This is a genomic window from Mycobacterium sp. pR1184 (assembly GCF_041287235.1).
Taxonomy (GTDB): Bacteria; Actinomycetota; Actinomycetes; order Mycobacteriales; family Mycobacteriaceae; genus Mycobacterium.
On sequence record NZ_JBGGKR010000004.1, the window covers coordinates 168,430 to 184,361 of the forward strand.

The 15,932-nt window shown below is 65.1% G+C and carries 13 protein-coding genes; 7 read left to right on the plus strand and 6 right to left on the minus strand.

Going from position 1 to position 15,932, the window contains the following annotated elements; genetic code table 11:
• Nucleotides 1-12 precede the first annotated feature (12 nt).
• The 3 genes from ACAG21_RS09075 to ACAG21_RS09085 are packed head-to-tail and all read right to left on the minus strand — an operon-like array spanning nt 13 to nt 2,629.
• Entirely contained in the window at nt 13-1,071 is a 1,059-nt protein-coding gene (locus ACAG21_RS09075; protein WP_370495666.1) for a hypothetical protein, read from the minus strand.
• A 25-nt stretch (nt 1,072-1,096) separates the two neighbouring features.
• Complete coding sequence (locus ACAG21_RS09080) at nt 1,097-1,723, minus strand: GNAT family N-acetyltransferase (protein ID WP_370495667.1); 627 nt, start codon at nt 1,721-1,723, stop codon at nt 1,097-1,099.
• 33 nt (nt 1,724-1,756) lie between these two features.
• The gene (locus ACAG21_RS09085; RefSeq protein ID WP_370495668.1) at nt 1,757-2,629 is read right to left on the minus strand and encodes an LLM class F420-dependent oxidoreductase; all 873 of its coding nucleotides are present in this window, start codon (nt 2,627-2,629) and stop codon (nt 1,757-1,759) included.
• Nucleotides 2,630-2,875: 246 nt separating this feature from the next.
• Between ACAG21_RS09085 and ACAG21_RS09090 the strand changes: the two genes are divergently transcribed.
• The 3 genes from ACAG21_RS09090 (at nt 2,876) to ACAG21_RS09100 (ending at nt 6,555) form a co-directional block, all read left to right on the plus strand.
• Nucleotides 2,876-3,433: a hemerythrin domain-containing protein gene (locus ACAG21_RS09090; RefSeq protein WP_370495899.1), complete on the plus strand. Its 558-nt coding sequence runs from the start codon at nt 2,876-2,878 to the stop codon at nt 3,431-3,433.
• A gap of 87 nt (nt 3,434-3,520) precedes the next feature.
• Nucleotides 3,521-4,921: a YdiU family protein gene (locus ACAG21_RS09095; protein ID WP_370495900.1), complete on the plus strand. Its 1,401-nt coding sequence runs from the start codon at nt 3,521-3,523 to the stop codon at nt 4,919-4,921.
• A gap of 110 nt (nt 4,922-5,031) precedes the next feature.
• Nucleotides 5,032-6,555 carry a flavin-containing monooxygenase gene (locus tag ACAG21_RS09100; RefSeq protein ID WP_370495669.1) on the plus strand — a complete coding sequence of 508 codons (1,524 nt, stop codon included), beginning with the start codon at nt 5,032-5,034 and terminating at the stop codon, nt 6,553-6,555.
• Here ACAG21_RS09100 and ACAG21_RS09105 read toward each other — a convergent pair.
• Entirely contained in the window at nt 6,527-6,922 is a 396-nt protein-coding gene (locus tag ACAG21_RS09105; RefSeq protein ID WP_370495670.1) for a DUF4267 domain-containing protein, read from the minus strand. The two genes, ACAG21_RS09100 and ACAG21_RS09105, sit on opposite strands and share 29 nt — an antisense overlap.
• A gap of 20 nt (nt 6,923-6,942) precedes the next feature.
• Nucleotides 6,943-9,225: an SDR family oxidoreductase gene (locus tag ACAG21_RS09110; RefSeq protein WP_370495672.1), complete on the minus strand. Its 2,283-nt coding sequence runs from the start codon at nt 9,223-9,225 to the stop codon at nt 6,943-6,945.
• A gap of 374 nt (nt 9,226-9,599) precedes the next feature.
• On the opposite strand from ACAG21_RS09110, the gene ACAG21_RS09115 reads away from it, so the two are divergent.
• The 3 genes from ACAG21_RS09115 to ACAG21_RS09125 all read left to right on the plus strand — a co-directional run bounded on the left by ACAG21_RS09115 (nt 9,600) and on the right by ACAG21_RS09125 (nt 13,690).
• Entirely contained in the window at nt 9,600-12,485 is a 2,886-nt protein-coding gene (locus ACAG21_RS09115) for an RND family transporter (RefSeq protein ID WP_370495673.1), read from the plus strand.
• Between the two features lie 39 nt (nt 12,486-12,524).
• Nucleotides 12,525-13,151, plus strand: a complete 627-nt coding sequence (locus ACAG21_RS09120) for a DUF732 domain-containing protein (protein WP_370495674.1) — start codon at nt 12,525-12,527, stop codon at nt 13,149-13,151.
• A 191-nt stretch (nt 13,152-13,342) separates the two neighbouring features.
• Nucleotides 13,343-13,690 carry a DUF732 domain-containing protein gene (locus tag ACAG21_RS09125; protein ID WP_370495675.1) on the plus strand — a complete coding sequence of 116 codons (348 nt, stop codon included), beginning with the start codon at nt 13,343-13,345 and terminating at the stop codon, nt 13,688-13,690.
• Between the two features lie 71 nt (nt 13,691-13,761).
• Here the strand turns inward: ACAG21_RS09125 and ACAG21_RS09130 are convergent, their stop codons facing one another.
• A complete protein-coding gene (locus ACAG21_RS09130; protein WP_370495676.1) occupies nt 13,762-14,427 on the minus strand; it encodes a hemolysin III family protein in 666 nt (221 codons plus the stop codon).
• A 191-nt stretch (nt 14,428-14,618) separates the two neighbouring features.
• Here ACAG21_RS09130 and ACAG21_RS09135 point away from each other — a divergent pair, with 191 nt between their 5' ends.
• Entirely contained in the window at nt 14,619-15,932 is a 1,314-nt protein-coding gene (locus ACAG21_RS09135; protein ID WP_370495902.1) for a cytochrome P450, read from the plus strand.

Here is a 15,932-nt window from a genome sequence, read left to right on the forward strand (position 1 = left end):
GTGGGACAGCGTCTAACGGCGCGGATGACACGGCGGGATGAGTGCTTTGTCCTCATCGATCAGCTGGCTGACGAGGCCGTGGTAAGCATCTCGACGAGCAAGCATCTCGTCGGTGGACTGGGTCGCGAACGAGTCACGTCGCGCGTCGGTTACCAACCCGACCGCATCGGTGGAAAGCTTCGCGATGCGGTGCAGGTGCGGCGCGAGGTCGGGCGCTGACACCTGCTGCGCGTACGCGACGAGCCGACCCGACCAGTCCTGGTACTTGTCCAGGCCCGGGCCTCCGGGTGTGATCAGCGAGGCGTCGAGCATGTCGGGGTGCTCGTGGATGAAGCCCACGACCGCGTCGGCGGTGCGGCAGTCTCGGGTGGGCTGGCCCTGCCGATACACCGCGAAAACCGCTCCGGCCACCGCGATGACGACAACGACGACAAAGGCCAGCCGAAACCACCGATTCGGCGGCGGCGCTGCGCAGTCGTGTGCCTCGGCCAGCACCGAGAGCGCTTGCGGGCTGGAATCGGCCGCCGAGCGCAGCAGCTGCAAGCGTCCGGGCAACTGGCGTACTTTGTGCGTCGCCCAGGCCATTCGAGCCGCCACCAGTAACGCCAGCCCGCCCCAGGTCAGCCCGGCGCGCGCGTCGTTTCCGATGAATTCCAGCACCGCGGCGACCACCCACAGGGCGGGGACGACCCATGACACCCTGCGCTGCCATGCCGGCACCCGGCGCTGGTAAGCCATCGAAAGATCACCGATGCGGATGGCGGCCGCCAAAACGGCCGGGTCCGACGGAACCTCACCACGACGCAGCGCCTTGACAGCTTGCGATCGCTGCGCCAGGTCCAGCCCGGTCACGGTCCGCGCGTAACTTTGCTGTATCGGACGCCGGGCGCGCGTCAGCAGGGCGCTCACGATCAGGGAGAACACCAGCACCGACAGCAATGGCCAGGCCCAGCCGGACGCGCCAAAGCCGGGGAGCCCCAGCGCAAAAATCACCGACAGCGTGATCGTGAACGTTGCCGCATTCACCAGCCACAGCACCCACCACGGCGCCACCACAAGCCGAGCCCACATGGCTACTCACTTTCGCAGAGACAGCTCAGCTCTCGCGGGCCCGGGGCACGTCGTCGGCCGTGCGGGGCAAAACGTACAGCGCCATCCGCCGGTTGGACATGTCGTGCTCGCCGAGAAAAACGCAGCCACCCCGCTCACAGAACTTGCGCGCCAAGACGTTGCGGTGGTCGGGATCGAACATGATTCGGCGACATTGCGGTTCCAGGGCGAAAATGCTGACCACCAAGTGCGGCAGCAAGTAGCTGACGTGTCCCTGACTTATGTAGTCCAAATCGGCCACCGCGACGTGCAGGCCCAAATCGTAAGGATCGTAGTCGTATCTGGTTGCGATGGAATCCTTTGCTGCCCGGTAAAGTTCGAGGTACCCGCGGTCCACCCCATCCAGACTGGCCAGCAGGGGCCGAGAGAAGCTGCTCTCGAGTTGCGCACGCAGGTAACGGCGCCAGCGCTGCGCCGGCCAGGGATACTCCCACGATTCGGCCAGATGCGGTCGGTTCATCCACTCGGAGATCATCTCGGCGTCGGCGTCCGGATCGACCAGACGCAAATCGTACGGCGCGGGCAGTTGCGGCATCGGCGGCGGCGTGACGTTGCGGACCTCGGCGCTGATATCGGTCAGTTGCCGGGGCAGGATCACTTCAAAGTCTGACATGTCTTCCGCGCAGCCTACCCCCATCGCCGCAGGCTACCTGCAATTTTTGAGCCACCGATCGGCCAGCGCGCCTACCCAGCCGGCGACCGCGTCCGCACGCTCGGGCGGGGTAGCCACCAGGACCAGTTCGTCGACGCCCAATTCGGCTAACGCGTCGACGTCGCTCTCGCGCGGACTGCGCAGCGCCACCGCCAGCCGCAGTTCGGCGCGGTCGCGACCCGCCCGGTCGCACAGTCGGCTCAGCGTGCCGACGCGCTCGCGCACCGCCGCCACGTCCTCGAGGTTGAACCCGTACCAACCGTCGCCCCAGCTCGCGATCCGCTGCAGTGCGGGATCGCTGATGCCCCCCAACATGATTGGGATACGACGATCACGGACCGGTTTGGGATTGACCCGGATCGAGTCGAAACCGACGAACTGCCCGTCGAACGAGGCGACGTCGTCGCGCCACACGGTGCGCATCGCGGCAACGTATTCCGCCGCGCGCGCCGCACGATGCGCGAAAGGCACTCCAAGAGCGGCGAATTCCTCTTTGGACCACCCGATCCCAACACCGAGGGTCAGCCGCCCGCCGCTCAACCGATCCAGGCTCGCGGCCTGCTTGGCCACCACCACCGGATTGTGCTCGGGCAGCAGTAAGACGCCCGTCGCGATAGTGATCCGCGACGATACGGCCGCGGCGAATGCCAGCGCTATCATCGGGTCGAGCCAATCCGCTTGTGCCGGAACGGCAATGGCACCGTCGTCTGCGTAGGGGTACCGCGAGGCGGATCGGTCCACCATGACGACGTGCTCGCCCGCCCAGACAGTGGCGAAGCCGCATTCGTCCGCGCTGGAGGCCAGCGCATCGATTACCGCCCGGTGGGCGCCGGCCCCGATGCCCAACGCGTGCAATCCGAGCTGCATCGCACGATCGTCTCACGCCGTGTTTCGGCGGCCGTCGAGCAAGTTCGCCAAGACCTGCGCGTGGCTACCGTCCGACCCGAATACGGCGTTTGGCGCTCACTGCACCAGCGTAGCCATTGCAGAAAGGGTTGCTGATCTGCAGACGGGCGTTTATGTAAGCCGCACCCGGGTACGCGTTAACCGACGGCGCCCAGCCCGGCGCCGACAGCTTTCTACCCCCTGATTCCGGAGGTACCCGTGACCGAGATGATCATCGAATCCCCCGACGAAGTGATCGCATTTCTCAAAGCGCAGCACAACCTGATCGAGGACATGTTCGACGAGGTGCTGTTCGCGTCGGACCCCCGAGCACGGGAGGAACCGTTCGCCGCTTTGCGTCAATTGCTGGCCGTCCATGAGACCGCGGAGGAAATGGTGGTACATCCTCGGGTCCGGCGCGAGGCCGATGCCGGCGACGCAGTCGTCGACGCTCGACTCGAAGAGGAGCACGACGCCAAAGAACTGCTATCGCAAATCGAGAAGCTGGACATCACCTCGCAAGAGTTCATCGACGAACTCACCAAGTTGCGAGAGGCGGTTCTCGATCATGCGGCAAACGAGGAAAACAACGAATTCCCTTTTCTGGAAAAGGTTCTGGATTCAGACGATCTCAAGCGCATGACCACAGCGGTCAAGGCGGCCCAGGCGATCGCCCCGACGCACCCCCACCCCGGTGTGGAATCGGCGAAGTTGAATTTCGCGATCGGACCGTTCGCATCGATGCTCGACCGCGCGCGCGATGCGCTGCGCCAAGTCATCGGCTGACTCAATGCTCGTAGGCTGGACGGCGTGAGTATTGCATCGGAGATCCGCGTCCCCCTGCAAGACCGCTTCGCCCGCGAACTGCCCGAAATGGGTGTCCGCTGGCAATCCGAGGCCACCCCGGACCCACAGCTGCTCGTCCTCAACGAGTCGCTGGCTACCGGGCTAGGTCTCGATGCGTCTTGGCTGGCCGGCCCCGACGGCCTGCGATTTCTCGTTGGCAACCTGTTGCCGCCCGGCGCGGTGCCGGTGGCACAGGCCTACGCCGGGCACCAATTCGGCGGCCTGCAGCCGCGGCTGGGCGACGGGCGCGCGTTGCTGCTGGGTGAGCTGTCCGACGAGCTTGGACGGATTCGCGACATCCACCTCAAGGGCTCGGGCCCGACGCCGTTCGCCCGCGGCGGCGACGGGCTCGCGGCGGTGGGCCCGATGCTGCGCGAGTACGTGATCAGCGAGGCGATGCATGCGCTGGGCGTGCCGACCACACGCTCCCTGGCCGTGGTCGCCACCGGGCGACGGGTACAGCGCGAGACGCTGCTGCCGGGCGCCGTGCTCGTTCGCGTCGCCAGTAGTCACCTCCGCGTCGGAAGCTTCCAATACGCCGCCCTGACCCGCGACGACGGCTTGCTGCGACGCCTCGCCGACCATGCGATCGCGCGCCACTATCCCGCGGCGGCCGACGCCGAACATCCTTACCGCGCGCTGTTCGAAGCGGTGGTCGGTGTCCAGGCCCGTCTGGTCGCGCGATGGATGCTGATCGGATTCGTCCACGGGGTGATGAACACCGACAACACCACGATCTCCGGCGAGACGATCGACTACGGTCCGTGCGCGTTCATGGAGGCCTACGACCCCGACACGGTCTTCAGTTCGATCGACCACTGGGGTCGCTACGCGTACGGCAATCAGCCCGCCATTGTCGGGTGGAATCTGGCCCGATTCGCCGAGGCCCTGCTTCCCCTGCTGGCCGAGAACCCTGACGATGCAATCGCGTTCGCCGAGCAGGCATTCGAGGTATTTCAGACCGAATACGACGCCACGTGGTCGTCCGGCATGCGGGCCAAACTCGGCCTGCCCGCGGACGTGGAGGCGGCGGCGCTGGCGTCATTGGTCGACGAGTTGCTGCGCTTGCTGAGGGAAAGCCGAGTCGACTACACCTCGTTCTTCCGCCGCCTGGGCCGGGCAGCCCGAGGGGACGCCGAACCCGCACGCGGCCTCTTCATCGACCTCGCCGGCTTCGACGAATGGCTGTCGCGCTGGCACCGGTTGGGCCCCGACGCCGAATCGATGGATCGCGCCAACCCGATCTACATTCCGCGTAATCATCTGGTCGAAGAAGCCCTGGCCGCCGCGACGGGGGGCGACCTTGACCCGGTGCGGCACTTACTGGACATCGTGGCCGCCCCATACGACGAGCGGCCGGGCCTCGAACGCTACGCCAGCCCGGCGCCCGAGGAGTTCGGTAACTACCAAACCTTCTGCGGTACTTAGCTTTACGCCAGCTGCGCGAACCCGGCCTACAGCCCGTCGAAAAGACGAAGCGTCTCGCGTGTCGTCCGATCAGGTCCCAAGTGGGCCGAAGTCGTGCGACAGTTTCTCCGATGACGAAAGACGTTGCGGTGATCGGCGCCGGGCCCAGCGGACTGGTCGCCGCGCGTTGGCTGTTACAGCAGGGATTCGAGCCGACGATCTTCGAGCAAGGTCCGATGGTGGGCGGGCAATGGACCGGTCTGGACGGCCGCAGTGGCGTCTGGCCGAGCATGCACACCAACAGCAGTCGCACCCTCACGGCCTTCAGCGACCTCGAGCACACGAGCGACCATGTCTACCTGTCCAATCGCGAGGTGCTCGACTACCTGCACCGCTACGCCGACACATTCGGGCTCACCCCGCGTATCCGCCTGGGCACACGGGTCGAACTGATTAGCAGCAATGGAGTCGGCTGGGTCGTGACCCATGCTGGGACCGACGAACACTTTGACCGAATTGTGGTGGCCAGCGGGCGATTTCATGCTCCCGCCATCCCCGCCGCGGCGGGACTCGAGACGTTCTCCGGCTCGGCGGGCGCCATCTCCACTTATCACTACCGCGACGGATTGACCTATCGGGACAAGCGAGTCCTCATCGCGGGTTGCGCGATCAGCGCCCTGGAAATCGCCTCCGAAGTCGCCGAACTCGGCGCGGCACGCGTGGTCGTAACTCAGCGGCGGCAGCGCTATATCGCACCGAAGTTCGCCGCCGGCGTCCCGTCCGACAACCGGCTCTACACCCGGTACGGCGCCTTGGCGACCGAAGCCCTGACCGCGGCCGACGTCGACCAATTCCTCAAAGAGATCGTCGTCGGCGCGGCGGGCAGCCCGGGTCAGTACGGTGCACCCGCGCCCGATCCCTCGTTGTCCGTGGCCGGTGTGACGCTGAGTCAGCACTACCTTCCTCTCGTGGCCGAGGGCCGAATCTCCGTGCGCCGGTGGATGAGATCCGTCGCGGGCCCGACGGTGACCTTCGCCGACGAGCGTGCCGAGGACTTCGACGGAATCGTGTTCGGCACCGGCTACCAACTATGTCTGCCGTTCCTCAGCGAGGACATCCGGGCGGTCCTCGACCTCGACGCGGTACACATGAATGCCGACCGCTACACCTTTCATCCCGACCTTCCCGGCCTGGCGTTCATGGGCCTATGGGACCAGTCGGGCGGATACTTTGTGCCGCTGGAACTTCAGGCCCGGTGGATCGCGTACACATGGGGCGGCACGATCCCCCCAATCAGTGCGAACGCCCAACGGTCGGCGATCGATGCGTATCGCGCCGGTCGAGGAACGCCGCAGAAAACCCGGATGGACCTGGCGGCACTCACCTTCGCCCGAGCCGCCGGGGTCGAGCCCGACCTGAATAACTGGCCACAGCTGCGCCGCGCGCTGCTATTCGGTCCGCTGGCGCCGAGTTGTTTCCGTCTCGAGGGGCCAGACGCCTTGCCCGACGCGCCCGAGCGCTTCGCCCGCGATGCCGCCCGCTTCGGTGCGATCACTTCCAACGACATGACCGAGCGCGAACAGCGCGATTGGTTGCGGGTCCGAGCCGCTGCCCCGGTGGCGGGGCTCAGTCCGCCGGGGCCTGCACCGATTTAGGTCCGGGCCGCGCCGCGCCCCACAACCCGACGCCGATTCCGATGACGGCGCCGCCGAGGCCGATCAGCTGCTGTGATCGTTTGAGCTCGTTGTGGACACTCAGCCCGCCCAGCAGATCCGCCGCGTCGGCCCCACCGGAGGCCAGGAACCAGCCGCGAGTGTTCTTGCCGCGCAACGCCGCCGACAAAAGCAGCCCGCCGATCAACGCATCGCGGTAGCCCATCGATCGCAGCAGCAGCCGCGCCGTCGGGGTCGGCTCTCCCGGGTCGCCCCAGAGCTTGTTCGCACCGAGGGGATCAACGAGAAAATGGACACCTGAGGCGAGTCGGATACTGCCCGCGACGAGCGCGGCACGGTCGATCGGCATGGCCGCAGCCTATCCCTGCCTCACCGGGCCGCGGTAACCCCGTCCGCCCCGGCGGCAACCGCGTGCTTGGCAAGGCAGGCCGCGCCGGGAGCACAGCTTTCGGTGACTGCCCGCAGCTCGTCGGCGGACAACCGAGCGGAGGCGCCGGTGAACTTCGGGTCGATCACACTGGTCCCGAATTCCAGCCACTTCGGATCCGCCTCGACGTTGAGGAAGCTCGCCAGCCGCACCAGCGACGACCGGGTGTCAGCGACCAGGTCCGCATAAGACAACGGAAGGTAGCGGTCCGCGGACAGGTCGGCGAGCTCGGATTCGCCGGTGACGATCAGCTCGCTCCACATCCGGCCGAAGCGGGTGATCGGCAGGTTCTGGCCCATCAGGGTGTCCACCTCGCAGGTGTCACCGATCAGCGACGCGAGCTCGATCGGTATCGCTGTCGGATCCAGCCGCAGGCCAGGGTGCCGTCGTTCCGGGTCGAGATCGAGCAGCTCCAGCGCGTCTTGAATCAGCGCCATCAAGCGAAATCCGGTGTGCTCGCTCATCGAGACCGCCGTATCCGGACCGTTCCGGTACAGGTGCACGAACTTCGCGTCGGGGAACGTCTCGCGCAGCCACGGGACACTGCTCAACGACATGGCCGAGCGTTCCACCACCACCGTGCCACCGAAATGCTTTGCAAGCCAACCGAACAGCCGCTCATAATGCAGTCGCGAAGTCTGCTCCGGCCAGGTCGGAACCTCTGCGGCAAGGGCATCGAACACACCGTCGGGATCCGACGACAGGTGCGGCAGCGTCATCATCGAAATCGCGGGGATCCCGGTCGTGCTCGCATCGAATCTGGTTCCCCGCAGTCGCGGATAGATGAACTCCGGCATGGCCGAACCGCCCCGGACCATGGAGTCGAAGATTGGGTGAGGTTCGGCCAGCATCCGCCAGAATTGTTCGCCCGACAGCAGCTGGCCGGCCGCAGACGACGCACGCACCGATAGGTAGAACTCGTTGAGGCTGAGCACATCTGAGTGAGCAGTAAGGATGCGCGACAGCGCGGTCGATCCGCTTCGTCCTACCGTGACGATGAATGTCAGCCCCCGTACCGGGCGAGGCGCGTCAGCGCTGTGGGCACTGACATCGAACGGCCCCTCGACCGAGACCAGGGGTGCGATCGTCGACGCCGACTCCCGGGGTTCATGCTTCTCGGGTCGCAAGGTCAGGTAGCGCTTGTACCGTCCCACGCTGCCCAGGAGATAGTCGAAGTCGACAATGGTGCGACGATGCGGCTCGCCAATGACCGCTCGCGCACCGGTCGTGTCGTAGGTCCGGCTGTGCGACAGGTAGGGAAAGAATCCGCTGGCCCACCGCAGCCGCCGCTCCAACAGATTGGGGTCCTCGATCGGGCCTTCGACCAACGTCAGCGGGATCGGTGAGAGTGCGTTGAACAGATCCACCAGCGTTCGCACCGCGACGTCCTGGTGGTGGACGACGTGGTAGGTATTCAGGCCTTCCGGAGCCAGCCGCATCAGGCGGACCATCTCGTCGGCGGCCTCGTCGGCAGGCATGTAGTTCAGATGGCCGTTGGGGTCGCCCCGTAGCCGGATCGACATTTTGGTGCGCATCGGTCGTCCAGAGACCGAGAACAGGCGCATGCCGCTGTCCGCGGACGTCGACAGAAAGGAGAGCGGATGCAGCGGGAAGTCGGGATGTGGCGGGCGATCGACGATCAGCGCACTCGGTCGCAGCACCACCACCCGGCGCCCGGTGCGCTGCGCCCAGTCCCGCACGAGCGACTCGGACTCGAATTTGGACTGCTCGTAGTTGTTCTCGAAGCCTTGGGCGTCGCTTAGCTCCGTCTCGTAGATCAGACCCGACCGACGCTTCCCGGCCACAAAGGCGGTCGACACGTGGAACAGATCCGGCTCCCGAGACCCGGCGTCGGCGAGCTCGAGGATCCGGGTAGTTCCACCGACGTTGGTCAGGCGAAGCTCGGCAAGGTCGGCGTCCAGCTCGATGCTGCCGGCGCAATGCAATATCGCATCCGCGCTGTCGGCAAGTTCCTGGAATCGCTGGTCAGATAGCCCCAACTTGGGCGCGACAAGGTCGACCGGCACGACGGTGAGTCGTTCGCGCAGCTCCTGCTCGGTCCACACCCGCCCATCGGTGACCGCCAGCGGGAGCGCCTGGGCGATGCGGTTGAGGGGGTCCGACTGCGGACGGGTGAGCAGGGTGAAGGTTTCGTCCCCGCGGAGGAGTTCGCCCAGGATGTGAATCCCGAGAAACCCGGTCGCGCCGGTGATCGCCCAATGCATTGACACCCGTCCTCGCGCGAAATTCCGCGCTGAAACTGCCCGATTAACCCCCTCGCGAACTTACTTGCCCATCAGGGGCGCCGCCATCTGATGGGCGAACTCGGACCCGTTACCGCAGCTCATCGCCCCGGCGAGCGTCCGGGTCGGCGGGCCGCTACGGTCGGCTGTAATAGGTTTACCGTCGTGGCCGATGCATCAATGAGAGACTTTGGAAGCCTTGCCTGGAAGTCACCTGCTCTCGCGGCGGGTTGATCGCATCACCAGAGGAGACGAGCAATAGTGACAGCAGCTGCTGGCGCACCGGGGTGGACAGGTTGGTCATGGGGGACCAGGCCTGATGTGAACGCCGACAACTTCTGCTGCCTGAGGGCCGCATGAGCGATCCACGCGTCGCCGGCGAGCGCCGCACGCCCTTCGTCGCACGGACGATCCATGCGTTGTCTGTGCCCATCATCTTGGCGTGGCTGGCCCTCACCGTCATCGTGACGATGGCGGTCCCCTCGCTCGACAAGGTGGAGCAACAGCGTGCGGTGTCGCTGAGTCCTAAAGATGCGCCGTCAATTCAGGCCATGCAGCGCCTGGGCCAGGACTTCAAAGAATCCAATTCGGACGCCTTGGCGATGATCGTCCTGGAGAGCCAGCAGCCGCTGCGCGACGACGCTCACCATTACTACAACCAATTGCTCAAGCAATTGGAAAGCGACCCGGAGCATATCCAGCATATTCAGGACCTGTGGGGAAATCCGGTCACGGCCAGCGGTGCGCAAAGTGACGACGGTAAGGCGGCGTACGTACAGCTGAAGCTGGCCGGCAACCAGGGCACCAGCCTGGCGAACGAATCGGCGGACGCCGTCCGCGACCTCGTCAACCGGGTTCCTCCGCCGCCAGGGGTCAAGGTCTACGTCACCGGTCCAGCGCCGCTCATTTCCGACCTGAATCACAGCGGTCAGAAGACAATCCTCAAGGTCACCCTGGTGAGCCTGGCGGTGATCTTCCTGATGCTGCTGATGGTCTATCGGTCGCTTATCACCGTCATTCTGCTGTTGCTGATGGTCGGAATAGAACTGCAGGTGGCGCGCCAAATCGTTGCCTTCTTCGGCAATATCGGCGCCATCAGCCTTTCTACTTTCGCCGTCAATTTGCTGGTGACGCTCGCGCTGGCCGCCGGAACCGATTACGGCATATTTTTCGTCGGCCGGTATCAGGAGGCTCGCCAGGCCGGTGAAGATGTGGAAGCGGCCTTCTACACGACCTACCGCAGCACCGCGAAGGTTGTCTTGGCGTCCGGTTTGACGATCGCCGGATCGGTCTTCTGCCTCAGCTTCACCCGGATGCCCTATTTCCAGACGATCGGTATCCCCTGCGCGATAGGAATGCTCGTTGCGGTGGCGATCGCGCTCACGCTGGTTCCGGCGGTTCTTGCGATCGGTGGCCGCTTCGGCCTCATGGAGCCCAAGCGGACGATCTCGGATCGGCGCTGGCGACGGATCGGCACGGCCGTCGTCCGCTGGCCGGGACCCATTTTCGCGGCGGCGTGCGCGGTTACCCTGGTTGGCTTGCTCGCACTGCCCGGGTACACGACCAATTACCACGACCGGGTGTATCTGCCTGAGGACCTTCCGACCAACCAGGGATACGCGGCCGCGAATCGGCACTTCCCGCTCGGCCGGATGTTGCCGGAGTTCGTATTGATCGAAGCCGATCACGATATGCGCAATCCGTCGGACTTTCTGGTACTGGAACGATTGGCCAAGGGCGTGCTCGCGGTTCCGGGCGTTTCCCGGGTGCAATCTGTTACCCGGCCCTCGGGGACCGCGATGGCGCACACGACGATTCCGTTCAGGTTCGGCGTGATGAACGCAAGCCAATTGGTGAACCTCGAATATCAGAAAGCCCGCATGAACGACATGCTTGTGCAGGCCGATGAGCTGAACAAGACGATCGCAATCACCACCACGCTGTATCACCTGATTCTGCAGCTCAACGCCGTTACCCATGATCTGGCCGGCAGGACGCACGAAGTCCAGCAGATCACCGGCGAATTGCGAGACCAGATTTCGAATTTCGAGGATTTCCTGCGGCCGATCCGTAGCTACTTCTACTGGGAAAAACACTGCTACGACATTCCCATCTGCTTTGCGATCAGGTCGCTTTTCGATTCGTTTGACGGCATCGACGCGATCAACGACAAGCTGGGCGAACTGGTGGTGAACATCGACAAGATCGATGTGCTGATGCCGAAACTGGCCGCCGAGCTGCCGATTCAGATCGAGACCATGAAGAGCATGCGCACCATGATGCTGACCATGCATTCCACCATGACCGGGATCATCGGCCAGGCGGACTCGCAGGGCAATATCTCCACCGAGATGGGCGAGGCATTCGACGCTGCGAAGAACGACGATTCGTTCTATCTGCCTCCGGAGGTTTTCAAAAACCCCACCTTCCAGCGCGTCATGGGGCTGTTCATGTCACCGGATGGAAAAGCGGCACGCATGACCATTTCGGACCGGGGTGATCCCGCAACTCCCGAAGGTATTGCGCGCGTCCAAGCGATTAAAACCGCGGCCGAAGAGGCGCTGAAGTCGACCCCGCTGGAGAACACCAGCATTTACGTCGGTGGCGTCTCGGCGACCTACAAAGACCTGCATGACGGCTCCCGCTATGACCTGATGATCGCCGGAATTGCTTCGCTGTGCCTCATTTTCGCGATCATGCTGATGATCACGCGAAGCTTTGTGGCCGCAATGGTGATCGTGGGCACCGTGGTGACTTCGCTGGGAGCGTCCATCGGATTGTCCGTGCTGCTCTGGCAGCACATCATCGGGCTCGGGTTGGAATGGCTCGTGTTGCCGATGTCGGTCATCATCTTGTTGGCGGTGGGGTCCGATTACAACCTGCTGCTCGTCTCACGAATGAAAGAAGAAGTCGGCGCCGGAATCAACACCGGCATCATCCGGGCGATGGGCGGCACCGGAAAGGTCGTCACGGCCGCGGGCCTGGTATTCGCCGTCACGATGGCCTCGATGGTGGTCAGCGACCTGACGGTGATCGGCCAGATCGGGACCACGATCGGACTGGGCTTACTGTTCGACACCTTGATCGTGCGCGCCTTCATGACGCCGTCGGTTGCCGCGCTGCTGCGACGCTGGTTCTGGTGGCCGTTGAAGGTGCGGCCGCGGCCGGCCAGTTACCTGCTGCGGTCCGAGGGCACCCGCCCGCAGGTCCGCGAACTGCTGGGCACCCGGGCGCCGGACTAAGACCCCGGGTCGTCGTTCGCGGCCCGTACCATGGCCGTCATGTCCGAGCCGGGACCAGCTACCGACAAGACTGCCGAGCTCAACGGTGGCGAGACGGTTGCCGCGCCTACTGCCGCCGAACCCGAGGCGCCCACTTCGGCGAGCTCGGCCGGCCTGGCGTGGTCGCGCGACGATGACGACGCCGAGGCCCCGGGCGACGCGGCGAATCCGCGTCAATCATGGCGGGCTACCTGGCGTATCGCCGCCGCCGTGCTGGCGGCCGGGCTGGTGGTCGCCGGTGCGATCGTTCTGGGGCGTTCGCTGCTGACCGCGCATCCCAAGGCCGCAGCGCCTCCGCCGACCGCGGCCCCGACATCCACCGCGGCCCCGGCACCGGGAACCGCATCGACGGCCGCCCCGTCGTCGATTGCGTCAACACCCGATCAGGACAATAAGTATGTTCAGGACCTCAACGACCAGGGAATCTCCTTCGCCAATCCGGACGCCGCCATCTACAACGGCAAGATGGTGTGCGAGAACATCCGTCTGGGCATGACGGTGCAGCAGATCATCGCGGACTTCCGGTCGAGCAACCCTGCGCTTGCTAGCCATGCCGAGGCGTATGTGACCACGTCGGTCCACGCCTACTGCCCGCAGAACAACAACCTGGTCGGCAGCGGGCCCTAACGACTTTGCCGGGAGCGCGATCACCATGCTCTCTCTCGGCCGACAGGTCCAAGTCGGTGCGCCGGTGAAAACGCATCGCAACGTGCGGCGGTGCACTACCCTCCCGCGTGAGGACGGCGATGGCGCCAAGGGCAACGGACGCTTCGCGTCACTCAGATCTTGCCCTGTTTAAGCATTTACGGGAGCCACCCATGACACGGATTGCCCTGCTCACGTCGACCGCGGTCGCGGCGACGCTGACCGCGACGGCGTGGTCCGCACCGGTTGCGCACGCCGATGCCGACCCGATCTCCACGGCCGCCTACCTGGCCACCCTGAGCTCGTACCGCATCCCTTACGACAACCCGGGACGAATGATCGACGTCGGCAACGACGTCTGCGCGCAGGCACGGGGCGGCACGGACTTTGACACCATCGGCCCAACGGTGGCGAGCAATGGCTTGACGGCGTGGCAGGCAGGTGTTGTCATGGGGGCCGCTGTCGCGACATTCTGTCCCGACATGCAGGCGGCGATGGATCGCTGGTCCAACACTCGGTAGCCTTCGTGCTGATCGCACGGGCCGCAGCAGTTCCAAAACGGTTGGGCTAGAACACATCTGCCAAACGCCCGTTAGAAGACGGCGAACCACATCGCAATGTACTGGCAGATCGCCGCGACCGCGGTGCACGCGTGGAAGACCTCGTGATAGCCGAATGTCCTTGGCCACGGATCAGGCCAGCGCAGCCCGTAGAACACCGCACCGATGCTGTACAGCGCGCCGCCGACGGCCAGCAATACGGTCGCGGCCGCTCCGGCGTTGTGCAGGATCAACGGGCTGTACCAGATCGCAACCCAACCCAGCAGCAGGTACAGCGCCACTCCGAGCCACCGCGGCGCCGAGGGCCAGAACAGCGCCAGCGCGATGCCGGCCGCCGCGCCACCCCACACGATCGCCAGCACCACGTATCCGGTCCCGCGCGGCATGTCCAGCCTGGCAAACGGGGTGTAGCTGCCGGCGATGAACACGAAGATCATCGAGTGGTCGAGTCGCCGCATCCATTTTCTGGCGGTGGTCGACTCCCAGTAGACGCGGTGGTAAATAGCGCTGACGGCGAACATCGCCACGATCGACAACGTGTAGGTCAGCGTCGAATGCCCGGCCCGCTTGGACTCCAGCGCCCACGACAACACCACCAGCGCCGTCCCAGCGATGAAGGCAGCTACGGCGCAATAGAGATGGATCCAGCCGCGCAACCGCGGCCTGGTCAGGGCAACAGAATCGCCTTGGTAATCCATGGTCCCCCTCACCACTGGCTCACTTACCGTCACGCGTTATTCATCCCCTGGTCGAACCGGATCTGGTTACATCGTGCTGCCGTAGCGTGGGCAATGGTTATGTCGCGCCTATGAATTACCTGTACCGCGCGTGACGCGGCCCGGTGATATGTTCCGGCCACGACGTCGCCGCCGCGCCAAGGAGGATCGTTATTCGGACGAGCATCTGGATTCGCTGGATGGCGAGGTACGGTGCGCCGCGCGCGTTCTTGGCGGTGCAGGCCCGCCGCGGACAGCCCTTGGCCCGGTTTCTGCTGGGCCGGGCCCGCGGAGCCGAGATGTATCGCCTGGTCGAGGACATCAGGCAACAGGGCCGTATGGTGCGCCGGCCCTTCGTGTGGGTGAGCGCCGACCACGAAATCTGCCGGACGGTGTTGCGCGATGACCGCTTTGGGGTCACCAACATCGTGAACGCGCCTCTGCCGCAGCCATTTCCGGCATTATTGGACCGGACGGATCCCGGCCTGCCCAATCCTGTGGAGCGCCCGGCGATGGTGATGTCCAATCCCCCGGATCACACTCGCTATCGACGCTTGTTCGCGCAGAGCTTCACACCACGGGCCATCGACCGACTCGGTGCGCGAGTCGAGGAGATCACCGCGGAACTGCTGGACGGATTGGAGCGCAACCCGCAGCCCGACCTGGTCGCCGACTTCGCGACGGAACTGCCGGTCGCCGTGATCACCGAGATCCTGGGCCTGCCAGTCGATGCGCGCCCGCAAGTGCGCGAATGGGGCTACAGCCTGGCCCCGCTTCTGGATTTCGGCACCAGCTGGAAGACGTTTCGCCAGGCCGTCGAACGTTTGCAGGAGGTCGACAGCTACGCCGCAGCATTCATCGAGCGGGCGCGTGCCGGTGACGCGCGCGACGACCCGTTCGGCCGCGTGGCCGCCGGTGGCGAGCTGACCCATCGCGAATTCGCTGCCAACGCCGCACTTCTGGTCGGAGCCGGGTTCGAGACGACGGTGAACCTGATCGGCAACGGAATCGTGCTGCTGCTTCAACACCCACACCAGCTGGCCCTATTGCGCGACGACCCGGGGCTGTGGCCCGCGGCGGTCGAAGAGATCCTGCGGTTCGAAAGCCCGGTGCAGATGCTGGTGCGCAGCGCACGCCGCGACGCTGAGATCGCCGGGCAGCACATCCGCGCCGGCTCGATGTTCGTGCTGTTGATGGGCGGAGCGAACCGCGACCCACGGGTTTTCAGCGACCCCGGCCGGTTCGACATCACCAGACCCAATGCGCGAGACCACGTGGCATTCGGCTCCGGAATTCACGGATGCCTCGGCGCGGCCTTGGCCCGGATCGAGGGCGTGATCGCCCTGCGCACCTTATTCGAACGGTTCCCCACCCTGAGCCTGCGCGAACAGCCCGAGCCACTCGAGCTGGTCACCTTGCACGGGTTCAAACGCCTACCAGTCGAATTACGAACACGGCCGGCCGGAGAGGTCAGCCAAGCCCAATAG